The organism is Arthrobacter zhaoxinii (assembly GCF_025244925.1).
GTDB lineage: Bacteria > Actinomycetota > Actinomycetes > Actinomycetales > Micrococcaceae > Arthrobacter_B > Arthrobacter_B zhaoxinii.
The window spans coordinates 1,867,453-1,886,147 of record NZ_CP104275.1 but is presented as its reverse complement, the minus strand read 5'-3'; the positions used below and the strand labels follow the sequence as shown (position 1 = coordinate 1,886,147).

The 18,695-nt window shown below is 67.2% G+C and carries 18 protein-coding genes; 8 read left to right on the top strand and 10 right to left on the bottom strand.

Going from position 1 to position 18,695, the window contains the following annotated elements; genetic code table 11:
• The first annotated feature begins 900 nt into the window (after window positions 1–900).
• From N2K95_RS08780 to N2K95_RS08770, 3 genes are all read left to right on the top strand, one after another.
• Entirely contained in the window at window positions 901–1,203 is a 303-nt protein-coding gene (locus tag N2K95_RS08780) for a DUF4193 domain-containing protein (protein WP_227911407.1), read from the top strand.
• A 92-nt stretch (window positions 1,204–1,295) separates the two neighbouring features.
• Complete coding sequence (locus tag N2K95_RS08775) at window positions 1,296–1,730, top strand: cytidine deaminase family protein (protein ID WP_260651260.1); 435 nt, start codon at window positions 1,296–1,298, stop codon at window positions 1,728–1,730.
• A gap of 7 nt (window positions 1,731–1,737) precedes the next feature.
• On the top strand, window positions 1,738–2,295 hold the full coding sequence (locus N2K95_RS08770; protein WP_260651259.1) for a GNAT family N-acetyltransferase: 558 nt from the start codon (window positions 1,738–1,740) through the stop codon (window positions 2,293–2,295).
• Here N2K95_RS08770 and N2K95_RS08765 read toward each other — a convergent pair.
• Window positions 2,268–2,822, bottom strand: coding sequence for an SOUL family heme-binding protein (locus N2K95_RS08765; protein ID WP_260651258.1), 555 nt, complete (start codon window positions 2,820–2,822; stop codon window positions 2,268–2,270). The genes N2K95_RS08770 and N2K95_RS08765 overlap by 28 nt on opposite strands.
• Before the next feature lie 64 nt (window positions 2,823–2,886).
• Here N2K95_RS08765 and N2K95_RS08760 point away from each other — a divergent pair, with 64 nt between their 5' ends.
• A complete protein-coding gene (locus tag N2K95_RS08760; RefSeq protein WP_260651257.1) occupies window positions 2,887–3,516 on the top strand; it encodes a peptide deformylase in 630 nt (209 codons plus the stop codon).
• Between the two features lie 12 nt (window positions 3,517–3,528).
• Here N2K95_RS08760 and N2K95_RS08755 read toward each other — a convergent pair whose 3' ends face one another.
• Window positions 3,529–5,568, bottom strand: coding sequence for a S9 family peptidase (locus N2K95_RS08755; protein WP_260651256.1), 2,040 nt, complete (start codon window positions 5,566–5,568; stop codon window positions 3,529–3,531).
• A 57-nt stretch (window positions 5,569–5,625) separates the two neighbouring features.
• On the opposite strand from N2K95_RS08755, the gene N2K95_RS08750 reads away from it, so the two are divergent.
• The 4 genes from N2K95_RS08750 to N2K95_RS08735 all read left to right on the top strand — a co-directional run bounded on the left by N2K95_RS08750 (window position 5,626) and on the right by N2K95_RS08735 (window position 8,726).
• On the top strand, window positions 5,626–6,462 hold the full coding sequence (locus tag N2K95_RS08750) for a methyltransferase domain-containing protein (RefSeq protein WP_260651255.1): 837 nt from the start codon (window positions 5,626–5,628) through the stop codon (window positions 6,460–6,462).
• A 130-nt stretch (window positions 6,463–6,592) separates the two neighbouring features.
• Window positions 6,593–7,072, top strand: a complete 480-nt coding sequence (locus tag N2K95_RS08745) for an NfeD family protein (RefSeq protein ID WP_255792820.1) — start codon at window positions 6,593–6,595, stop codon at window positions 7,070–7,072.
• A gap of 108 nt (window positions 7,073–7,180) precedes the next feature.
• Window positions 7,181–8,146, top strand: coding sequence for an SPFH domain-containing protein (locus tag N2K95_RS08740; RefSeq protein ID WP_260651254.1), 966 nt, complete (start codon window positions 7,181–7,183; stop codon window positions 8,144–8,146).
• Window positions 8,147–8,378: 232 nt separating this feature from the next.
• The gene (locus tag N2K95_RS08735) at window positions 8,379–8,726 is read left to right on the top strand and encodes an RNA polymerase-binding protein RbpA (RefSeq protein ID WP_227911401.1); all 348 of its coding nucleotides are present in this window, start codon (window positions 8,379–8,381) and stop codon (window positions 8,724–8,726) included.
• A gap of 93 nt (window positions 8,727–8,819) precedes the next feature.
• Here N2K95_RS08735 and N2K95_RS08730 read toward each other — a convergent pair whose 3' ends face one another.
• The 8 genes from N2K95_RS08730 to N2K95_RS08695 form a co-directional block, all read right to left on the bottom strand.
• Window positions 8,820–9,548 (bottom strand): polyprenol monophosphomannose synthase, encoded by a 729-nt coding sequence (locus tag N2K95_RS08730; protein WP_255792016.1) that lies wholly within the window; start codon window positions 9,546–9,548, stop codon window positions 8,820–8,822.
• A 494-nt stretch (window positions 9,549–10,042) separates the two neighbouring features.
• Window positions 10,043–11,689, bottom strand: coding sequence for an amidohydrolase (locus N2K95_RS08725; protein ID WP_260651253.1), 1,647 nt, complete (start codon window positions 11,687–11,689; stop codon window positions 10,043–10,045).
• 44 nt (window positions 11,690–11,733) lie between these two features.
• On the bottom strand, window positions 11,734–14,586 hold the full coding sequence (locus N2K95_RS08720) for a DEAD/DEAH box helicase (RefSeq protein WP_260651252.1): 2,853 nt from the start codon (window positions 14,584–14,586) through the stop codon (window positions 11,734–11,736).
• A gap of 72 nt (window positions 14,587–14,658) precedes the next feature.
• Complete coding sequence (gene tatC, locus N2K95_RS08715) at window positions 14,659–15,444, bottom strand: twin-arginine translocase subunit TatC (RefSeq protein WP_260651251.1); 786 nt, start codon at window positions 15,442–15,444, stop codon at window positions 14,659–14,661.
• A 47-nt stretch (window positions 15,445–15,491) separates the two neighbouring features.
• Window positions 15,492–15,800: a Sec-independent protein translocase subunit TatA gene (tatA, locus tag N2K95_RS08710; protein WP_255792021.1), complete on the bottom strand. Its 309-nt coding sequence runs from the start codon at window positions 15,798–15,800 to the stop codon at window positions 15,492–15,494.
• Between the two features lie 32 nt (window positions 15,801–15,832).
• The gene (locus N2K95_RS08705) at window positions 15,833–16,168 is read right to left on the bottom strand and encodes a hypothetical protein (RefSeq protein WP_260651250.1); all 336 of its coding nucleotides are present in this window, start codon (window positions 16,166–16,168) and stop codon (window positions 15,833–15,835) included.
• A gap of 43 nt (window positions 16,169–16,211) precedes the next feature.
• Entirely contained in the window at window positions 16,212–18,185 is a 1,974-nt protein-coding gene (locus N2K95_RS08700) for a helix-turn-helix transcriptional regulator (RefSeq protein ID WP_260651249.1), read from the bottom strand.
• 98 nt (window positions 18,186–18,283) lie between these two features.
• Window positions 18,284–18,679: an FKBP-type peptidyl-prolyl cis-trans isomerase gene (locus N2K95_RS08695; RefSeq protein ID WP_260651248.1), complete on the bottom strand. Its 396-nt coding sequence runs from the start codon at window positions 18,677–18,679 to the stop codon at window positions 18,284–18,286.
• Window positions 18,680–18,695: the final 16 nt, after the last annotated feature.

Sequence of the window (18,695 nt, the reverse complement as noted above, 5' to 3'; positions counted from 1 at the left end):
CGCCTTCATCGATACGAGTCCTCTGACCCCGGGTCATGTAGTTGTCACCCGCGGGAGCACTGCGCGTATCTGGCGGACGTCAGCTGGAAGAGCCGGCGCAGCAGCTCCGGAACGGGCTGGATCTGATGAGGTGAACCACGGAAGTAACTCCAGCACCATATCGGGGGAAATCCTGTCCGCCCAGGTGTGCCGGGGGACCCCCTTCTCAACGCTAGTTGACATAATGTGGATTATCGGCGTTTATATAAGGGTGCCGGAAGTGGCAGAAACCACAGATATGCCCGAAGCGTCCATCCAGCCCCGAATGTCCGCTGGTCCCCCGTTTTTGGCTCTTTTTTCACGTTTCGCCGGCGCCGGGAACATCCAGTAAGCCTGAGGCTGCTGCCTTGAGGGTCAAAAGCTGCCTGAGGGGCCACAGGTCCCGAAAACGGCCGACCTGGTCGGACCATTTCGGGGCCTCCCATCCGCGGATGCACCCTGGCGTTTCAGTTGACATAACGTCCCCCGGTGACCAGCGGCCGCCGTTCGTGCGGCTTTACATAACCGGTCAGTCTGCTCCTGCCCTGCCGGAAAAACGACGGACCTGGTTGCACGGTTTCCCGCCTGCGCCGGCGCCCGGGCCGGTTCCTTTGCAGTTGACATAACGCATCGCACCGCAGGGGCAAAGGTTGACATAACCCGCCGTTCGGCACTGCCCTGCCCCGGTACGCCGCCCTCCGGCAGCCGTCCCCGCACCGGACCGCCGGCGGGAATACAAAATCACGACGGGATGTTGATCACTTTCCCGCCGTATTTCGTCATCCGTGGTCCGCCACGCCTGTACGGTTTGGTGCAGCGACTTTCGTTGCCCTATATGATCTACGCTTCACCCCCCCACAATCAGGAGATAAGCACAAGAAAATGGCTACCGATTACGATGCCCCGCGCGTCAAGGAAGAAGACCAGCACACAGACTCCCTGGAGGGTCTGAAAGCTCAGCAGCGTGGCGGAGCGATGACTGCAGTCATCGATGTCGAAGAGTCAGACGCCATTGACGGTTTTGACCTTCCGGGTGCGGATCTGTCCGGCGAGGAACTCCTCATCAAGGTGGTTCCCCCGCAGGCCGACGAGTTCACCTGCATGTCCTGCTTCCTCGTACGTCACCGCTCACAGATTGCCCGCGAAAAGAACGGCGAGGCCTACTGCGTGGACTGCGAGGGCTAGTCTCTCCCCGAGCCGCACAGCCGGGTTCCGCCCTACGGCGGTCCCCGGCTGTTTGTCTTTAACGCGTCACGCTCCCCCGTAGACTCTCCCGCATGAGCACCCATCTTCCAGCCTCAGCACGTCCGCTTACCGCGGCGGACCGGAAACTCGTGGACCTGGCCCGCAGAACGATAGACGCCGCCACTGACGCCGGGCCCGGCGAAGACGGCATCCATACCATGGGCGCGGCGGTCCGCACGGCCGACGGCGGGATGCACGCGGGTGTGAACCTGTACCACTTCACCGTCGGTCCCTGCGCCGAACTTGTTGCTCTGGGCGCAGCCCGTGCGGCCGGGACCGGTGATCCCAGTGTCATCGTCGCCGTCGGCAACCACGGCCCCGGCGTGCAAAGTCCGTGCGGCCGGGACCGGCAGGTTCTTGCCGACTACTATCCGGAGATCCGCGTGATCCTGCCGACGCCGGACGGCCCGGTCAGCATTGCCGCACGTGACCTGCTGCCGCTGGGATTCGTCCCGCCCGCCGCATAACGTCCCCATGCCCGCCTCTCCCCTGCTGCGTCCCTGGACGGCCGCCGATGCGCCGGACCTCCATGCCGCCTTCACCGCCGATCCCTCCCTTGAATACCAGCTGGGCCGTCGGCTCGACGACGCCCGGCAGGCTGCAGAGTACCTCGAGGCCAGCCTCACCGGATTGGAGCGGCGCCGCAGCTTCGCGGTCGATGTGGACGGCGTGGCCGTGGGCAATATCGGAATCAGCGCCATCGATCCGCGGCACCAGACGGCCTGGATTTCCTACTGGATTGCACCGTCTGCGCGGGGACTGTCCCTGGCCGCCCGCGGTGTCGCATCCGCTGCCGCCTGGGCTTTCAGCGACGCCGGCCTGTTCCGCCTCGAGCTGGGACACCGGACCAACAACCCTGCATCCTGCCGGGTGGCGCTGCGGGCAGGCTTCCGCTCCGAGGGTATCGAGCGGGGGAAGCTGAGGTACGGCGACGTCCGCTTCGACGTGGCAACCCATGCGCGGCTGGCCAGCGACCCGCAGCCCGGCATCGTGCCGCTGCCGCGTCAGTCCCCCGGTTCCTCCACGTCCTGAACCACTTCGTTGCGGCGCAGGAACCACGGCCGGAAGGGCGGATCGAAACGCGCGAAGCGCGGATTCCCGAAAGCCGTGAACCCCGCTGCGGACACCGCCGCCAGAAGGGCCGCCCGATGGCTCTGGTAGTTCGCTTCGCTCCACCGGCCGGAAAACGACAAGGCCGCGGCCGCCTGCCCGGGAACGGGAACAATGCTCACGGCCGGGTCCTCCGGCACGGGGGCGGCCGTGGCTGCGGCGGGCAGGACGAACGCAACGATGAAGGCTCCCGGAACCGGACTCGGTTCCAGCAGCACCGGCGCCGTCATGGCCAGCGGCATCCCGGCCGTTCCGGCGAGGTGCGGTGCCCCTTCGCCCGGGGACGAGTTCTGCCCGGTGATGTAGGCGTATAGGTGCCTGAAGCCGGTGTTCCCCGCCCCCTGAAAGCCTGCGTTCACGGTGACCTGGGCCAGCAGGTGCGCAGGGTAATGGCGCAACTCGAACCCTGGATACCGTCCCAGGACGGTGTACGGCTGCTGCTCGGTCATGGTGCAGACGAGGTTACGCCCTTCGGCGGCACGGGAACACTGCAGCGGCCACTAGGATAAAGCGGTGCCCACCGATTCCACCGCCCTGCTGCGAGACCTGGTCCTGCCGATGCTCGAACAGGACCTCGTGCCGATAGTCCAACTGGGGCACCCCGCCCTCCGCCGCGCTGCGCTGCCGTTCAACGGCGAACTGGACGCCGTCGAACTCGACGCCCTCATTGCGCTTCTGCGCCGGGTCATGCATGCCGCGCCCGGCGTCGGCCTGGCGGCACCCCAGGTGGGGATTCCGCTGCAGATCGCCGTACTGGAGGACACCTACGACGTCGGAGCCGAGTCCGCGGCCGTCCGTGAACGGTCCGCGCTGCCCTTCTTCTCCATCATCAATCCCCGCTACGAGGCCGACGGCGAGGAAACGGCGGAGTTCTTCGAAGGCTGCCTTTCCTTCGAGGGATACCAGGGGGTGGTCCGCCGGCCACGGTCCGTGGTGCTGGACTACACCGATCAGCAGTCCCGGCAGCGCATGGAACGCTTCACCGGCTGGCAGGCACGGATAGTCCAGCATGAAACGGACCACCTTGACGGCACCGTGTACGTGGACCGGATGCTTTCCCGGTCGCTGTGCAGCAATGACGAATACTCCCGCCGCTGGGCCACGCCGGACATCGGCGAAGCCCAGCGCATGCTGGGGTTCTAGGCCCGGCGGACCCTAGGCCCGGACCGGTTCCGGCTCACGTGCCTGCTCCGGGGACGGATTCTGCGGCGTCGGGAGCCAGCGGGACCACCAGTTCAGCAGGTGTTCAAAGCGCCGGCGCCGGTGCCAGGGTGTGCCGCTGCGGGAGAGCTCATGGTTTTCGCCGGGGAAGAGCAGCATCTGGGTGGGCACGGAGCGCAGCTTCAAAGCGGTGTAATAGCGCTGTGCCTGCTCCACCGGGCAGCGCAGGTCGTCTTCGGAATGCACCACGAAGGTGGGGGTGCGGACGGCGTCCACGACCGCCATCGGGCTCTGCGCCCGGACCGCGGCCGGATCGGTGCCGGTGTAGCCGGCGCTGAAGAACCAGCCAATGTCCGCCGAGCCGACAAAGGACAGCGGATCCAGGAAGCCGCGTTCCACCACGGCGGCGGTGAACCGGTGGTCGTGCGCGATGGTCCAGGCGGTCAGGTAGCCGCCGTAGGAACCGCCCATGATCCCCAGCCGGCTTCCGTCAAGTTCGGGATGCGCGGCCAGCGCACCGTCCACGAAGGCCAGGACATCGGCCAGGTCATGGGTGCCCATGGCTTCCTTGATGCTGCGGCCGTGCGCCTGCCCGTAACCGGCCGACCCCCGGGGATTGCACATCAATACTGCATAGCCGGCCTTGGTGTAGACCTGCGTCTCGTCGAAATAGCCCCAGCCGTACTGGGAAAACGGTCCGCCGTGGATATTGAGCAGCACCGGGTGCGGGCCGGGCCCCTCCGGCAGGGCCAGCCAGCCGTGCACGGGATAGCCGTCCGCGGAGGGGTGGGTTTCCTCCGCCGGCAGTGCCACCACGGTGTCCCGGCGGAGCGTTTCGGAGAAATCCGTGACCGTGCGGAACCCGCCGTCGTCGACGACGGCAAGGTCGCCGGCCGTCTGCGGATCGGTGTAGCTGACCACCACGGTGCCGTCCGCCGATCCGGCGGCTTCGATGACCCGGGGGCCGGCTGCCAGCACTTCCACGCGTCCGCGGGGATCCACGGCCAGGAGTTCCCCCGTTCCGCGGGTCCGGTTAAAGACCAGTACCTCGGCCCCCAGATGCGGCACGATGGTGCCGTCGGACAGGTCGACGGTTTCCGGGTCCGTGAGGCGGCGGACCGCCGTCGGATCCGCAGCCGGTGCCGCATACAGGGCGGTGTTGCGGGCGACGAAATCGGTGCCGGTGACGGAAACCTCCTGGCCCAGGTAGAACAGCCAGTGGCCGTTGGTGCTCTCCACCGGGTCCGAGACCGTCAGCGGGTTGCCGGGGTCGTGGCTGGTAAGCCGGGTCAGGCCGGTACCGTCGGGGCGGATGCTGAAGACATCGGAGACGAGGGAAGCGTCCAGGTCCGGCGAGGACGTGAACAGGATCCTGCTTCCGTCCGCCGAGAACACCGGCTGCAGGTGGTCCGCGGCGTCGGAGGTCAGCTGCACGGCGTCGGGCAGCCCGGTTTCGGAGCCGGCGTCATCCATCGCCCTCCCCCGGGGCTCGATGTACGGCCCGGCGTCGAGGTCCGGGAGGGTCACGTGGAAGATCTGCACGGGTTTGTCGCCGGTGTAGCCCACGCCGTTCATCCGGTATTGGAAGGTCGTGATGAGCCGGGGATCCTCGGCGCCGGGTCCTACGCCGTCGGTGGTCCCGTACCGGCCCTCCTCCGGCACCCGGGAGGAAAAGACCACGCTGCCCCCGTCCGGTGAGAACTCAAACCAGGAGACGCCCAGCAGTGCGTCCGTCAGCTGCACGGGCTCCGCGATGCCCGCGCCCAGCACGTACAGCTGTGCCGGTTCCCCCGGTGCTGCCCGGAGGAAACCCAGGCTGGCACCGTCGGCACTGTACTTGGGCATGGTGTCGCGGAAACCGCGGGTGAGCCGTCGCGGCCGGCCTCCCGGCGTCAGCGGGACGCGCCACAACTGCCCGGTATAGGCATCGGCACGGAAGTCCGGGCGGGTCACAGAGACCACGCAGTGCAGTGCATCGGGATGCACGGCAGGGGCGGAAAGGGAATTGATGAGAGACAGGTCACGTGGGTTCACGCTCCGAAGCCTAATGTCCGCGGACGTCCGGGCCAACTGCCGCCTTAGGATGGAGTTATGCCTTCCCTGCCGCTGCTGGTCTGTCCCGTCTGCGGAGCAGGCCTCGAACCCGACGACGGCTTCCGGACCCTCAGCTGCCTCGCAGGGCACCGGTACGATGCGGCCAAGCAGGGGTACTTCAATCTCCTCACGGGCAGCGGCACCAAATTCCAGGCCGACACCGCGGCCATGGTCCAGGCCCGCGCCGACTTCCTGGCAGCAGGTCACTATCAGCCCATGGCGGCCGAGCTGGCACGGCTCGTGGCCGCCGCCGCACCGGACGCGGCAGCAGTCCTCGACGCCGGAGCGGGCACCGGCTATTACCTCGGCGAGGTGCTCCGCCCGCTTCCGGACGCCTCCGCGGTGGCACTGGACATTTCCAAATACGCCCTGCGCCGGGCTGCCCGGGCACTGCCCGGCTCCTACGCGCTGGTGTGGGACGTCTGGAGGAAGCTGCCGCTGCGGGATGCGTCCGTGGATGTGGTCCTGAATGTTTTCGCACCGCGGAACCCGCCCGAATTCCACCGGGTCCTGGCCCCCGGCGGCATCCTGGCCGTGGTGACGCCCCGGCCGGAGCACCTGCAGGAAATCCGGGCAGAGGCGGCAATGCTAGGCATCGCGGGCGAGAAGGAGGAACGGGTCGCCGCGTCACTGGCGTCCGGGTTCACTCCCCTGCATACCGGGCACTGCACCTACTCGATGCGGCTGCACCGCTCCGACCTCCGAAACGTGGTGCTGATGGGTCCCTCCGCCCGGCACCTGGACCCGGCCGTCCTTGAGCGGACCCTGGCAGCCCTGCCCGATCCCGTTGCGGTGACGGCATCCTTCACCCTGCAGATCTTCCGCGCCGGCTGAGCCCGCGCGGCGCGAAACGTTATCCTTCCGACGTCTGCGGCACTAGGTCTGCGCCGCGGACTCGGGCAGAATGAACTAAACGCCGGCACAGCGTGCCTGCAGCAGGTCCGGGAGACAAGGGGAAAACGTGATGCAGGAAGTCTACGAATGGATGCTCAGCTACGGCTGGGCCCTCTGGCTGGTTCTTTTCCTTGGCTTCGCTGCCGTGGAGGCCCTCACCCTGGACCTGTTCTTCGGAATGCTCGCCGTGGGCGCCCTCGCCGCCATGCTGACCTCGTTCTTCGCCGTCCCGCTGTTCCTGCAGGTAGTGGTGTTTGCGGTGGTGTCCGTCCTCATGATCGGGGTCATCCGCCCGCTGGCGCTGAAACACCTGCAGCACACCACCAAGGACCAGTTGTCCAATATCGACCGGATCGTGGGCGCTCCCGCTCTGACGCTTGAGTCCGTGACGGGTTCCTCGGGAACGGTGAAGATCGGCGGCGATACCTGGACCGCCCGCAGCGTCGACGGGTCCCGGCTGCCTGCCGGCGTCGAGGTCAGTGTGGCACGCATCGACGGTGCCACGGCACTGGTCCAGGCCGCGGGCACCGAAAAAACAGCAACTTACTGACGAACTCCGGCGGCCCGTCCGCCGGCCGAAAGCGCGGGGTCCTTTCCGGGGTCCTGCTGAACCAAACCGCCGGGTTCTTTCCGGGTCCGGCGGACTCAGAGGGGGAACATGAGCGCAACAGCAGTCCTTGTCATTCTTGCCGTCCTGGTGATCTTTGTTTTGGTCGTCCTGGTCAAGGCGGTCAAGATTGTCCCGCAGGCCCGGGCGGGTGTGGTGGAACGGCTCGGCAAGTACCAGCGGACACTGAACCCCGGCCTGACCATCCTGATTCCCTTCGTGGACCGCATGCTGCCGCTGCTGGACCTGCGCGAACAGGTGGTCTCCTTCCCTCCTCAGCAGGTCATCACCGAGGACTCCCTGGTGGTGTCCATTGACACCGTGGTCTACTTCCAGGTCACCGACGCCCGGGCTGCGACGTATGAAATCGCGAACTACATCCAGGCCGTGGAACAGCTGACCACCACCACGCTCCGCAACGTGGTGGGCGGCCTGAACCTGGAAGAGGCGCTGACCTCCCGTGACCAGATCAACGGCCAGCTGCGCGGCGTCCTGGATGACGCCACCGGCCGCTGGGGCATCCGGGTCTCCCGGGTGGAGCTCAAGGCCATTGAACCGCCCCTGTCGATCCAGGATTCCATGGAGAAGCAGATGCGGGCCGAGCGGGAACGGCGCGCAACCATCCTGACGGCCGAAGGCACCAAGCAGTCGCAGATCCTCACCGCCGAAGGCCGCCGGCAGGCCGCCATCCTGGCTGCCGAGGGTGACGCGAAAGCCGCCATCCTGCGCGCAGACGGTGAATCCCAGGCCATCGCCAAGGTCTTCGAAGCCATCCACAAGGGCAATCCGGACCAGAAGCTGCTCGCCTACCAGTACCTGCAGACCCTGCCGAAGCTGGCCGAAGGCACGTCCAACAAGCTGTGGATCATTCCCAGCGAACTCGGCGAGGCACTTAAGGGTGTCGGCAGCGCACTGGGTGACTTTGTCCCGGACTCGGTCAAACAGTCCTCCAACGGCACCTCTCCGGCACAGAGCGCCGGTTCCGCTGCAGCACCGGGCAGCACCGGCGGGCTCTAAAGCCGCCTGGTAGGCGGTTCCGTGCGCGTACCGGTATAATTGTCTGTTTGCCGGACAATAGCTGCGGCACCGAACGGGACCGCCGTCGGGAACAGCTGCAGCGCCGTCGGCGTTGTAAGAACTGTGGCGGCAAGGCGGCCGGCCGGTCCGCCCCCAGGGCGGCAGGCGGGTTTGGCACCGGCATAACAAAGGGATCCGCCAGCGGATCCAGCGGATTGAAGAGGGAGAAAAGATGAGCGATCGTAGCCTGCGGGGTATGCGCCTCGGCGCGCAGAGCATGGAGACTGAATCCGGTGTGGAGCCGGCTCCCCGCCAGCGGGTGGAATACCGCTGTGAGGACGGCGAGCGTGTTTTCGTAACTTTCGCTGCCGAAGCGGACATCCCGCCGGTCTGGATCTCCAAGACCGGCAAGGAAGCCCTTCTGGTGAACGGCGAAAAGCCGGACACCAGCAATGACAAGCCCGTGCGTACGCACTGGGACATGCTGCTGGAACGCCGCAGCATCGAGGAACTTGAGACGATCCTCCAGGACCGCCTGAACATCCTGCGTGAACGCCGCGGAGAGCGCACCAGCGCCTAGCTCTGGCGCACCGGCCGTTTATTTCGGCCGCACAGCAGAGACAAAAAGCGGGGCGGCTGCCAATTGGCAGCCGCCCCGCTTTTTCGTGGTGGCTCAGCCGCGTCCGGTGAGCTTCTGCCAGCGGGCGGTCAGTCCCCAGCGGGTCACATTGGCCATCGCCTCGACCACGATGTTGCCGCTCATCTTCGAGTCCCCCAGCTCGCGCTCAACGAAGGTAATCGGCACCTCGGTGATGGACAGCCCCATGCGTGCCACGCGGAACGTCATGTCCACCTGGAAGCCGTAGCCCACGGATTCGACGGCGCCCAGGTCCAGCTGCTCGAGGGTGCCGCGGCGGAAGGCGCGGTAGCCGGCCGTGATATCGCGGACCGGGATGCCCAGCATGAACCGCGAATATGTGCTTCCCGCACGGGAGAGCAGTTTGCGGTGAAGCGGCCAGTTGACCACCGATCCCCCCGTGACCCAGCGGGAACCGATGACGAGGTCTGCGCCGGCCTTGGAAGCCTCCAGCAGCCGGGGCAGTTCCTCCGGACGGTGCGAGCCGTCGGCGTCCATTTCCACCAGGATGTCGTAGCCGCGTTCCAGGCCCCATCGGAAGCCGGCAATGTACGCCGCTCCGAGCCCTTCCTTGCCCTTGCGGTGCAGTACGTGCACCTGCGGGTCTTCAGCGGCGATTTTGTCGGCGTAGGCACCGGTGCCGTCCGGGCTGTTATCGTCCGCAATCAGTACATCCGAATCGGGAACTGCGTTCCGCAGCCGCTTCAGTGTGATGGGGAGCGACTCGATCTCGTTGTATGTGGGGATGATGGTCAGGACACGCACTCGGTAAGCCTTTCAGCGGACGCACGCCGCGGTGTTCGGGGCCGGGACTGGAGAACTCCCCCGGCAGACTATCCAGTATATGGGAGTACTCGGCGCGTCAGGTCGGGCCCCGGGGCTCCGGACAGCACAACCGGGCGGGTCCAGCCGTCTTCGGGCCAGTTCCGGCGCAACTGCCGGACCTGTTTTCTACTGACGGTTGAACCCACCCGGTTGTGTAATGCCGGACCCGGTCACCGGCACGGCGGAGCATCTGCTCCGGTGCACGTAGTGCGGGCCATGGCAGCACGGATCCGGTAAAACGGCCCCCAAAGCACCCTCTGGAAGAGATCCAGTACAGCGCCCGGTATGCCTGAATCAGCCGGCCCCGACTGCGTTGCTCATAGCCTACGTGCTGGTCGGCCCCTGTCAATAAGGCCGCTGACTAGGACGTTTGTGTGTTCCTGCAGGTCAGACGCAGTTCCGGGGGGCTGGGAGCGGACGGGTAGTTTTACCGTTCACATCAGATCCGATGCGCGGTAGAGCTCCCGGCCGTTGTGGACCGTCTGCAGGCAGCGCGGCTGGTCGCCGTTGTCCAGGGCGGGCAGCAGCGGGGTTCCCGCGCGTGGATCAGTGCTCCATGCCGAGACGTTGGCATCCGGCGTCTGGACCATCAGTTCCTGCACCTCCCAGAGTGCGAAGGACGCAGGGGCACCGGCGGCCAGCTGGCCCCGCATGAAATTGCTCTCCCCTGCCGCGCGCCAGCCGGCCCGGGTGTGGCCGATAAACGCGGCCCGCGCCGAGACCCGCTCCTTCGGGTTGGAGTGGGACACTGCGGCGCGCACACCGGACCAGGGGTCCAGCGGCAGGACGGGAGTGTCGGAACCCAGGGCGACGGGCACGCCGGCGGAGAGCAGCGAGGCCATGCGGTTCATGTTTTCGCGCCTGTCGCCGAGGCGCTGCTCGTAAAGTCCGCCGGGGTGGCCCCATGCTGCATCGAACCCGGGCTGCAGGCTGACACTGACGCCAAAGCGCAGCAGTTCTGCGATGGCGGCGTCATCGGTCAGTTCTGCATGCTCCAGCCGGTGGTGGGCCGCCCGGACAGCCGCCTCCCCGACGGCGTCGGCGGCGATGCGCAGTCCGGCCAGTGCGGTGTCCATGCCGGCGTCGCCGATGACGTGGAAGCCGCCCTGCAGCCCGGCGCGGGTCATCAGTTCGAGATGGCGCCCGACCTGTTCCGCCGTCAGGTACATCGTGCCGGTGGTTTCGGGACGGTCGGTGTACCCCTCGCGGAGCGCGGCGGTCCGGGCGCCGAAGGAACCGTCAATATTCAGGTCCCCGGCCAGGCCCAACAGTCGGCCTTCGAAGAAGTCCACCAGGCCGGTTACTTCTGCCTCGTTCTCCACCAGCTGGCCCCAGTACGGCAGGACCTGCGGCAGCGGCTCGTCGCCGAGCGGCCCGTCGAGGCCCAGCAGCCGGCGCAGGTCCTCCGGCGGCGCGATGTGGGGTGCGGCCATTTCGGCCACTGCCACCACACCGCGGGAAGCGGCGTGCTTCAGGGCGGCCACCTGGAACACTGCGCGCTGGTCCGGATCGGCGTCGCGCGCGACGGTGCGGGCGGCGTCGTGGGCGGCACGGACAACGAACCCGTTGTCCCAGCCGTCGTATTCCTGCAGCCGCAGGTCCGCCGCCAGCGTGCCGGACACGGCCGCGCAGTGCACATCGGAGCGGGAGAGGTAGACGGCCCGGTTGCCGGACGCAGCATCAAGCTCCGCAGCGGTGGGCGCGCGCCGTTCCGGCCAGCGCGACTCGTCCCAGTTGGACCCCAGGATCAGTCCGGTGGTTCCGGCCGCATAGTCCGAGACTTTGTCCAGCAGGTCGGCAAGCGAGGTGCAGCCGCTCAGGTCCAGGGTGGTCAGGGACATGCCCAGTTCGGTGGTGTGGACGTGGGAGTCCACGAAACCGGGGGCAACCAGTGCGCCCTGCAGATCCACCACGTCCATCTTGCTGTCCTGGATGGAGGTAGCGGCCTGCTCGGAACCGACCCAGGCCACGGTGTCGCCGTCGACCAGCATGGCGGTGGCAAAGGGATCGCCGGCGCTGTAGACCGAACCGTTGCGGTAGAGCGTCAGGGTGCGGGCGCTCGGGATTTCACTGCCGTTCAAGGACTCACCTGTTTTCTGTAGCACGTTGGGATGGGAGGCGGGGTTCAGTCGCCGACGTTGGAGTAGGCGACGACGCCGCGCCGCACCAGGGAAATGGAGTCCAGGAAGCGGCGGCGCATGCCCGCCGGCAGATCCGGAACCTTGGCCAGCTGGTCCAGCAGGTCAATCACCTGCTTGGCCCAGCGGACAAAGTCCCCCGCGGCCAGTTCGGTGCCGTTCAGGGCCACCTGCAGGTGCTTGCCCTTGACCCACTTGAACATGGGCCACACCAGTCCCAGCTCCGGCTCGCCGGTCTGGGGCAGCCGGGACGCTTCTTCCAGGTCCGTGAGTTCGGACCACTGGCGGATGACGGTGTCCACTGCCGATTCCAGCGAAACGCTGGGCATTTTCGGCCGCAGTCCGCGCTCTTCCCGTTTGGCCTGGTAGACCAGGGCGGAGGCCAGGCAGGCGAGTTCGGCGGCATCAAGGTCATCGAAGGCCCCGTGTTCCAGCGACAGGGCGACCAGCAGGTCCTTTTCACCGTAGATCCGACGCAGTTTCTGCCCGGCGGGGGTCACGCCGTCGGTGCCGGTCTCGTCCGGGGTGACGTAGCCGTACCGGGTCAGCACGTCACAGACCCGGTCAAAGGTCTTGGCGATGGTGTTGGTGCGGCCCCGGATCTGGCCCACGAGGTTGTCGGTTTCGCGGCGCAGTTTCCACCAGCGCTCGGCCCAGCGGGCGTGGTCTTCACGGTCGCTGCACCCGTGGCAGGGGTGGGCGCGCATTTTCCGGCGCAGTTCCGCTATGGCCTTCTCCTGCCGCTCCGTGCCGGCGGTGTGCATGGCGTTGGCGCGGGCGGCTGCCGGCCGCGGCGGCCGGTGGTCATGCAGGGCATTGCGGAGCGAGGAGGACAGGTCGCGACGATCCTTGGGTGAGCGGGAGTTGAAGGATTTCGGGATGCGGATGTGCGATACCGGTTCCAGGGCGTCGTCGAGGTCCGCGGCACTGATGCGCCGGATCTGCTTGTCCTCGGTCAGGATGGCAGGCCGGACTTCGCGGGCGGACGCGTCCACGTCCAGCACGACGGCGTGGCCGGAGTTCCGGCCGCCGGGAAGGAAGACGATGTCGCCGGGGCGCAGGTTCTCCAGCGAGGCGGCAGCCGAACTGCGCCGATTCCGGGCCTTGGTCTTGGAAGCGGTGTTTTCCAGGTCCGAAAGCTGCCGGCGCAGGGCTGCGTACTCGTTGAAATCGCCCAGATGGCAGGTCATGGCCTTCTCGTAGCCGGCCAGCGACTCTTCGCGGGAGCGTACCTGCTTGGCCAGGCCCACGACGGACCGGTCCGCCTGGAACTGGGCGAAGGAGGACTCGAGGATCCCGCGGGCCCGTTCCCGGCCGAACTGGGCAATCAGGTTGATGCTCATGTTGTAGGTGGGCCGGAAACTGGAGTTCAGCGGGTACGTCCGGCGCGAGGCAAGGCCGGCCACGGCTGCCGGGTCGGTGCCGGGCTGCCACAGGACGACGGCGTGGCCCTCGACGTCGATCCCGCGGCGTCCGGCGCGGCCGGTCAGCTGGGTGTATTCGCCGGCGGTGATGTCCACGTGCGCTTCGCCGTTGAACTTGTCCAGCTTCTCCAGCACCACAGAACGCGCCGGCATGTTGATGCCCAGGGCCAGGGTTTCGGTGGCGAACACCGCACGGACCAGTCCGGCGGCGAAGAGGCGTTCCACCACTTCCTTGAAGGTGGGCAGCATGCCGGCGTGGTGGGCGGCGAAACCGCGCACCAGGCCTTCCCGCCAGGTCCAGAAACCGAGCACTTCGAGGTCTTCCTCGGGGATGTCCTGGGTGGCTTCGTCCACAACGCGGGCAATCTCCCGGCGTTCATCTTCATCCGTCAGCCACAGCCCGGACTCGACACACTGGCGGACGGCGCCCTCGCAGCCGTTCCGGGAAAAGATGAACGTGATCGCAGGCAGCAGGCCGTTGCGCTCCAGCTGGGCGATGACCTGCGGGCGGGAGGCGCGCTGGATGCGTGAAATCGGCGGGCCGCCGTGCCCGGCGCCGGACCGCCCGCCGCGCGGGGAATCCCGCCGTCCGCCGCGGGAGGAACCGCGCGGCCCGCCCCAGTGGCTGCGCTGGTTGACGCGGGACTCCGAGCGGGCCAGCTCCATCAGCTCCGGGTTGACCCGGTAACGCTCCTTGATGCCCGGCTGTTCGTCTGCGGCCTCGTCGAAGGACACATCGGATTCGAACAGGTCGAAGATGTCCCGTCCCACCATGACGTGCTGCCACAGGGGTACCGGCCGGTGCTCGGAAACCACCACGTCGGTGTCGCCGCGGACCGTGTCCAGCCAGGCACCGAATTCCTCTGCGTTGGACACCGTGGCGCTGAGCGACACGACCAGTACGTCGGAAGGCAGGTGGATGATCACTTCCTCCCACACGGCCCCGCGGAACCGGTCCGCCAGGTAATGCACCTCGTCCATCACCACGTAGCCGAGGTCCATGAGCGTGTCCGAGTTGGAGTACAGCATGTTCCGCAGCACTTCGGTGGTCATGACCACGACGTCGGCGTCGGGGTTGATGCTGGTGTCGCCGGTCAGCAGGCCCACCCGGTCGCTGCCGTAGGTTGCCGCCAGTTCACTGTACTTCTGGTTGCTCAGTGCCTTGATGGGCGTGGTGTAGAACGCCTTCAGCCCCTGCTGCAGGGCGAGGTACACGGCAAACTCCCCCACCACCGTCTTGCCGGCTCCCGTGGGGGCGGCGACGAGGACGCCGCGGCCTGCCTCGAGGGCCCCGCAGGCCTCGCGCTGGAACGGGTCCAGCTCGAAGCCCAGCGACTGCTCGAAGACCCCCAGACGGGTCCTGGCATGTTCGGAACGTTGTTTCGCGGCAAGGTACCGCTCCGAAGGAGAAGTCATAAACCCAGCCTATGCGCTGCGCCCGAAGCCGGATGCCACAATCATCGGTGGGCGAACGCCGTACCTGCGGCCTTACAGCTTGTCGACGGGGGTTGCCGTGTCGACCTCGGCCTCGACGGCAGCCTCGCGGGCGGCCTGCTTCCGGAGGCGGCGCCGGTCATTGATCAGGCAGATGCCCACCGCGAGGGAGAACAGCGCCAGCAGGGGTGCGGCCAGGTAGAACATGCTCAGGGCGTCGGCGCCGGGGGCTGCCATGGCTGCAAAGAGGCAGATGAGGAACACCGTGATGCGCCAGTACTTGATGATGGTCCGGCCGGTCAGCAGGCCGGCCAGGTTCAGCCCCACCAGGAAGACCGGAATGAGGAACGCAATGCCGAAGGCCAGCAGCAGCCGGAGCACAAAGGCCAGGTAGACCGAGGCCGTGATGACGTTGGAGCCGCCTTCGGGGGTGAACTCCGTGAGGACCCGCACCGCGTTGGGAAGGATCAGCCAGGCCAGGTAAACGCCGCCGATGAACAGCGGCACGGCTGCGGACAGGAATCCCAGGGCGGCCCGGCGCTCCTTGCGCTTCAGGCCGGGTGTGACGAACGCCCACGCCTGGTACAGCCAGACCGGGCTGGAGACCAGCAGCCCGATGAAGACCGAGACCTGGATCATCTGGTCGAACGGAGTTGCGACTCCCTCGAAGTTGATGGTGGTGAAGCGGCCGTCGCTGTTGCCTGCGTCCAGGAGCGGCTGGGTCAGGGCTTCAAAAACGGGCAGATACAGGAAGAACCCGCCGACGGTACCTAGGACAACGGCGATCCCGGACTTGAAGAGCCTGTTGCGGAACTCCCGCAGGTGCTCTTTAAGGGCCATCCGCCCTTCGGGGTTGGATTTGCGCCCTTTACGCAGCGCCACGGCTGCTAGCGGCTGGTGGGCGGGTTACCCGCAGAATCCGGGGAACCTCCCGGGGTGCCGGACGGCGGAGTCTGCCCGGGGAAGAACGTCTGGTCGGACGCCGCAGGATGCTGTTCGGGGTTCACGACCCGACCCTGAACCGGATCGGTGTCCGCGGGCTTCGAAGGGCTCTCGTCCTTCATCTGGCGTACCTCGGACTTGAAGATGCGAAGGGACTGCCCCAGGCTCCTTGCCAGCCCCGGAAGCTTCGGAGCGCCGAAGAGCAGAATAGCCAGTACAACAATGACGATGATTTGCCAGCCTTCAAGCCTCATGGCGGTGTCCTTTCGTTGGAAAATATACTATGTCAGAGTTCCGGGAAATCGCGCCATGCCCGCGGCTGGCCTTTGGCCATACGCCGCTCGACACGGCGGCGCCGTCTGGCTTCGCTGCGGGCCGTCTTACCGGCGTCGTAGGCCTTTCGTGCCTGGGCCGGCTCCGTGAAGATGCCTGCGGGCACCTCGTCGACGACCGTTGACTTCACGGTGTCCGGAGCGTTGAAGGACAGCTTCGCCGACGCAGCTTCGAATTCCCGGAGGATACCGAGGAACCGCTTGAACAGCCGGTAGCCGATCAGGGCATAGAAACCCGCGGCGCTTGCCGCGAGGGCAAGCCAAATCAGTATCCAGGACCACCAAGGCATACCTCCAGCATAGTGGAGACTGCCTGGCCGGTCCGACCGGCAGCTAGGCGGGCGGGTAGTTTGCGGCAGCCTCCTGCAGCCAGGCGAGGGTGGCTTGGCGCAGCTCGGCAGGCGCCGCGACGGAGGCCGTTCCGCCCAGCCGGGCCGTGAAGGCCGGAATCCAGCCGGTGTCGGCCGTACGCAGCTCCACCGCCGTCCGCCCGTCCGGCAACGCAGCCGTGCGTTCGGCGTCGTAGGCCTCGGCGACCCAGAGGGCGGCGGGTTCCAGGACCAGGGTGACCCGCAGATCCAGCGGGCCGGGAGTGAACAGACTGGCGGGGAACGCAGCCCCGGGCTCCGGGGCGTGGGTCAGCGCCGGCCCTGTCTCCCGCACGCCGTGGATACGGTCAACCCGGAAATTCCGCGGAGCCTCCGCCCGGTGGCACCACGCCTCGAGGTACCAGGTGTTGTCCACGGAGAAGAGGCGCCGGGGGTCGACGGTGCGGAGGGTGACTTCGTCGCGGCGCGGCACCAGGTAGCGGAGTTCGAGCTGGCGCGTGCCGGCAATTGCCTGCTGGAGTTCAGCCAGCACGGTGCCGCCGGCAGCATCGTCCAGGCGTGCCGCGACGGCGGTGCCGACGCTGCCGGCCTCCCCCGCGGCTTCGGTCAGTTTCTCCAGGGTGCTGGCGACGGCGGCGGAGGAACCGATGCCCGGCAGCGCCGACAGTGTGTCCAACCCCACGATCAGGGCCGCGGCCTCGTCCATGCCGAAACGCACCGGTTCGGAGAGGTTCTCGGCGTTCTCAATGTAGATCCGGTCGTCGTCGAAACTGACGTCCATCAGTCCGTTGGGGTAGTGCCGCGGCCCGCTCACGAACAGCAGGTCCAGGTCCTTGGCCAGCTGTTCCTTGCTGACACCGAAGGCAGCAGCGGTCTCGTTCATATCTGCGCCCTGGTTCCCCAGCACGTAGGGCACCAGGTCCAGCAGGCGGGTGAGGTGGTCCTGTGCACCCGCGGCCGCCGGGCGGCGCGCCGGAGCGGGGGCGTCGGCCAGCTCGAAGCCGGGCAGCGGCAGGCTCTGGGCTTCCAGTGCGCGCGTGAGGGCCGTGCGGACGGCGTCCACGTACTCAGTGGGCGCGACGGCGACGGCGGCCGCGCCCAGCGCAGCGGTGTCAGCGGCCAGCGCGTCCAGGTCACGGACCAGCAGATGCAGCCGGTCCCGGCCTGCGTCTGCTGCGTCCACGGATTCCGCCTGCAGCCGCAGCGCAGCTCCGGCCCCGGGGCGTACATCCACCACTGCCGGCTGCGGAGCATAGACATCATCCAGGGAGGCCAGCGAGGTGTCGATGTCGAAGTCCGCCGGTACGGTGTACGTGCCCGGCCGCAGCCGGACCGGACCCTCCATGCGGGAAAGCCGGAAGATCCGTTCCGCTGCGCGGTCCAGGTCGTAACCCACCAGGTACCAGTGGCCGAAACGGCTGCCCATCCCCCACGGCTGCACCCGGCGTTCGGACTGCGCGGCGGAGCCCGGCGGCCGGTAGCCGAAGGTCACGGGGGTGCGGGTGGTGGCAGCGCGCCAAACCTCGTCGAAATGCGGATCGTTGGTCCGGATGCTGGGCTGCAGGGGGATGGCGGCGGCGTCTTCGGGCAGCACGCCCCGGGCGGAGAGTTTGCGCAGCGCGCGGGCTGCGGCGGAGCCGAGCGAGGCCTGGTCCCACATGCGGGCAGCCAGGGTCAGGACGGCGGATTCCTCGGGGGTGAAGCGGACACCCGGAAGCCGGTACGCGTCCTGCCGGATGCGGTAGCGCTGGGTGGTGTTGTCCTCGAACATTGCCTCTTCGCTGTAGGACTCCACCGGAATGCCCTGCTCGCGCAGGAACGCCTTGTCCCGGTCGAAGAGTTTCTCCCGCGCATCGGCGGTGGCGGCTTCTGAGTACAGTTCAATCTCTTCGAACAACTCGTGCTTGGTGAAGCCCCTGCGCGTGGAAAGCAGCGCAATGACCAGGTTCAGCAGGCGTTCGGTTCTCTTGGCGGACACGGGAGCTAATCTACCTCCCTTCCGGGCCGCCGCATGCGAAAGGGGCGGGACCGCCGTCATTGATGACAGCGGTCCCGCCCCTTTCACAGGAGTCCGGATCAGCGGACGCCGAGCAGATCCACAACGAAGATCAGGGACTCGCCCGGGGCCACGGCGGAACCGGCGCCGCGGTCGCCGTAGGCCATGGAGGAGGGAATTTCCAGCCGGCGGCGGCCGCCGACCTTCATGCCCAGCAGTCCTTGGTCCCAGCCCTGGATGACCTGGCCAACGCCCACCCGGAAGTCCAGGGGCGTGCCCCGGTTCCAGGACGCGTCGAACTCCTCGCCGGTGGAGAAGGCTACGCCCACGTAGTGGGTGGAAACCGTGTCTCCGGCCTTGACTTCCTGGCCGTCGCCGACCACAAGGTCCTCAATGACGAGGTCGGTGGGTGCGTCGTGGGCCGGGAAATCAATTTCCGGCTTCTGGCGGTCGTATTCACGCTTTCCGAATGACATTGGTGCTCCTTATGTC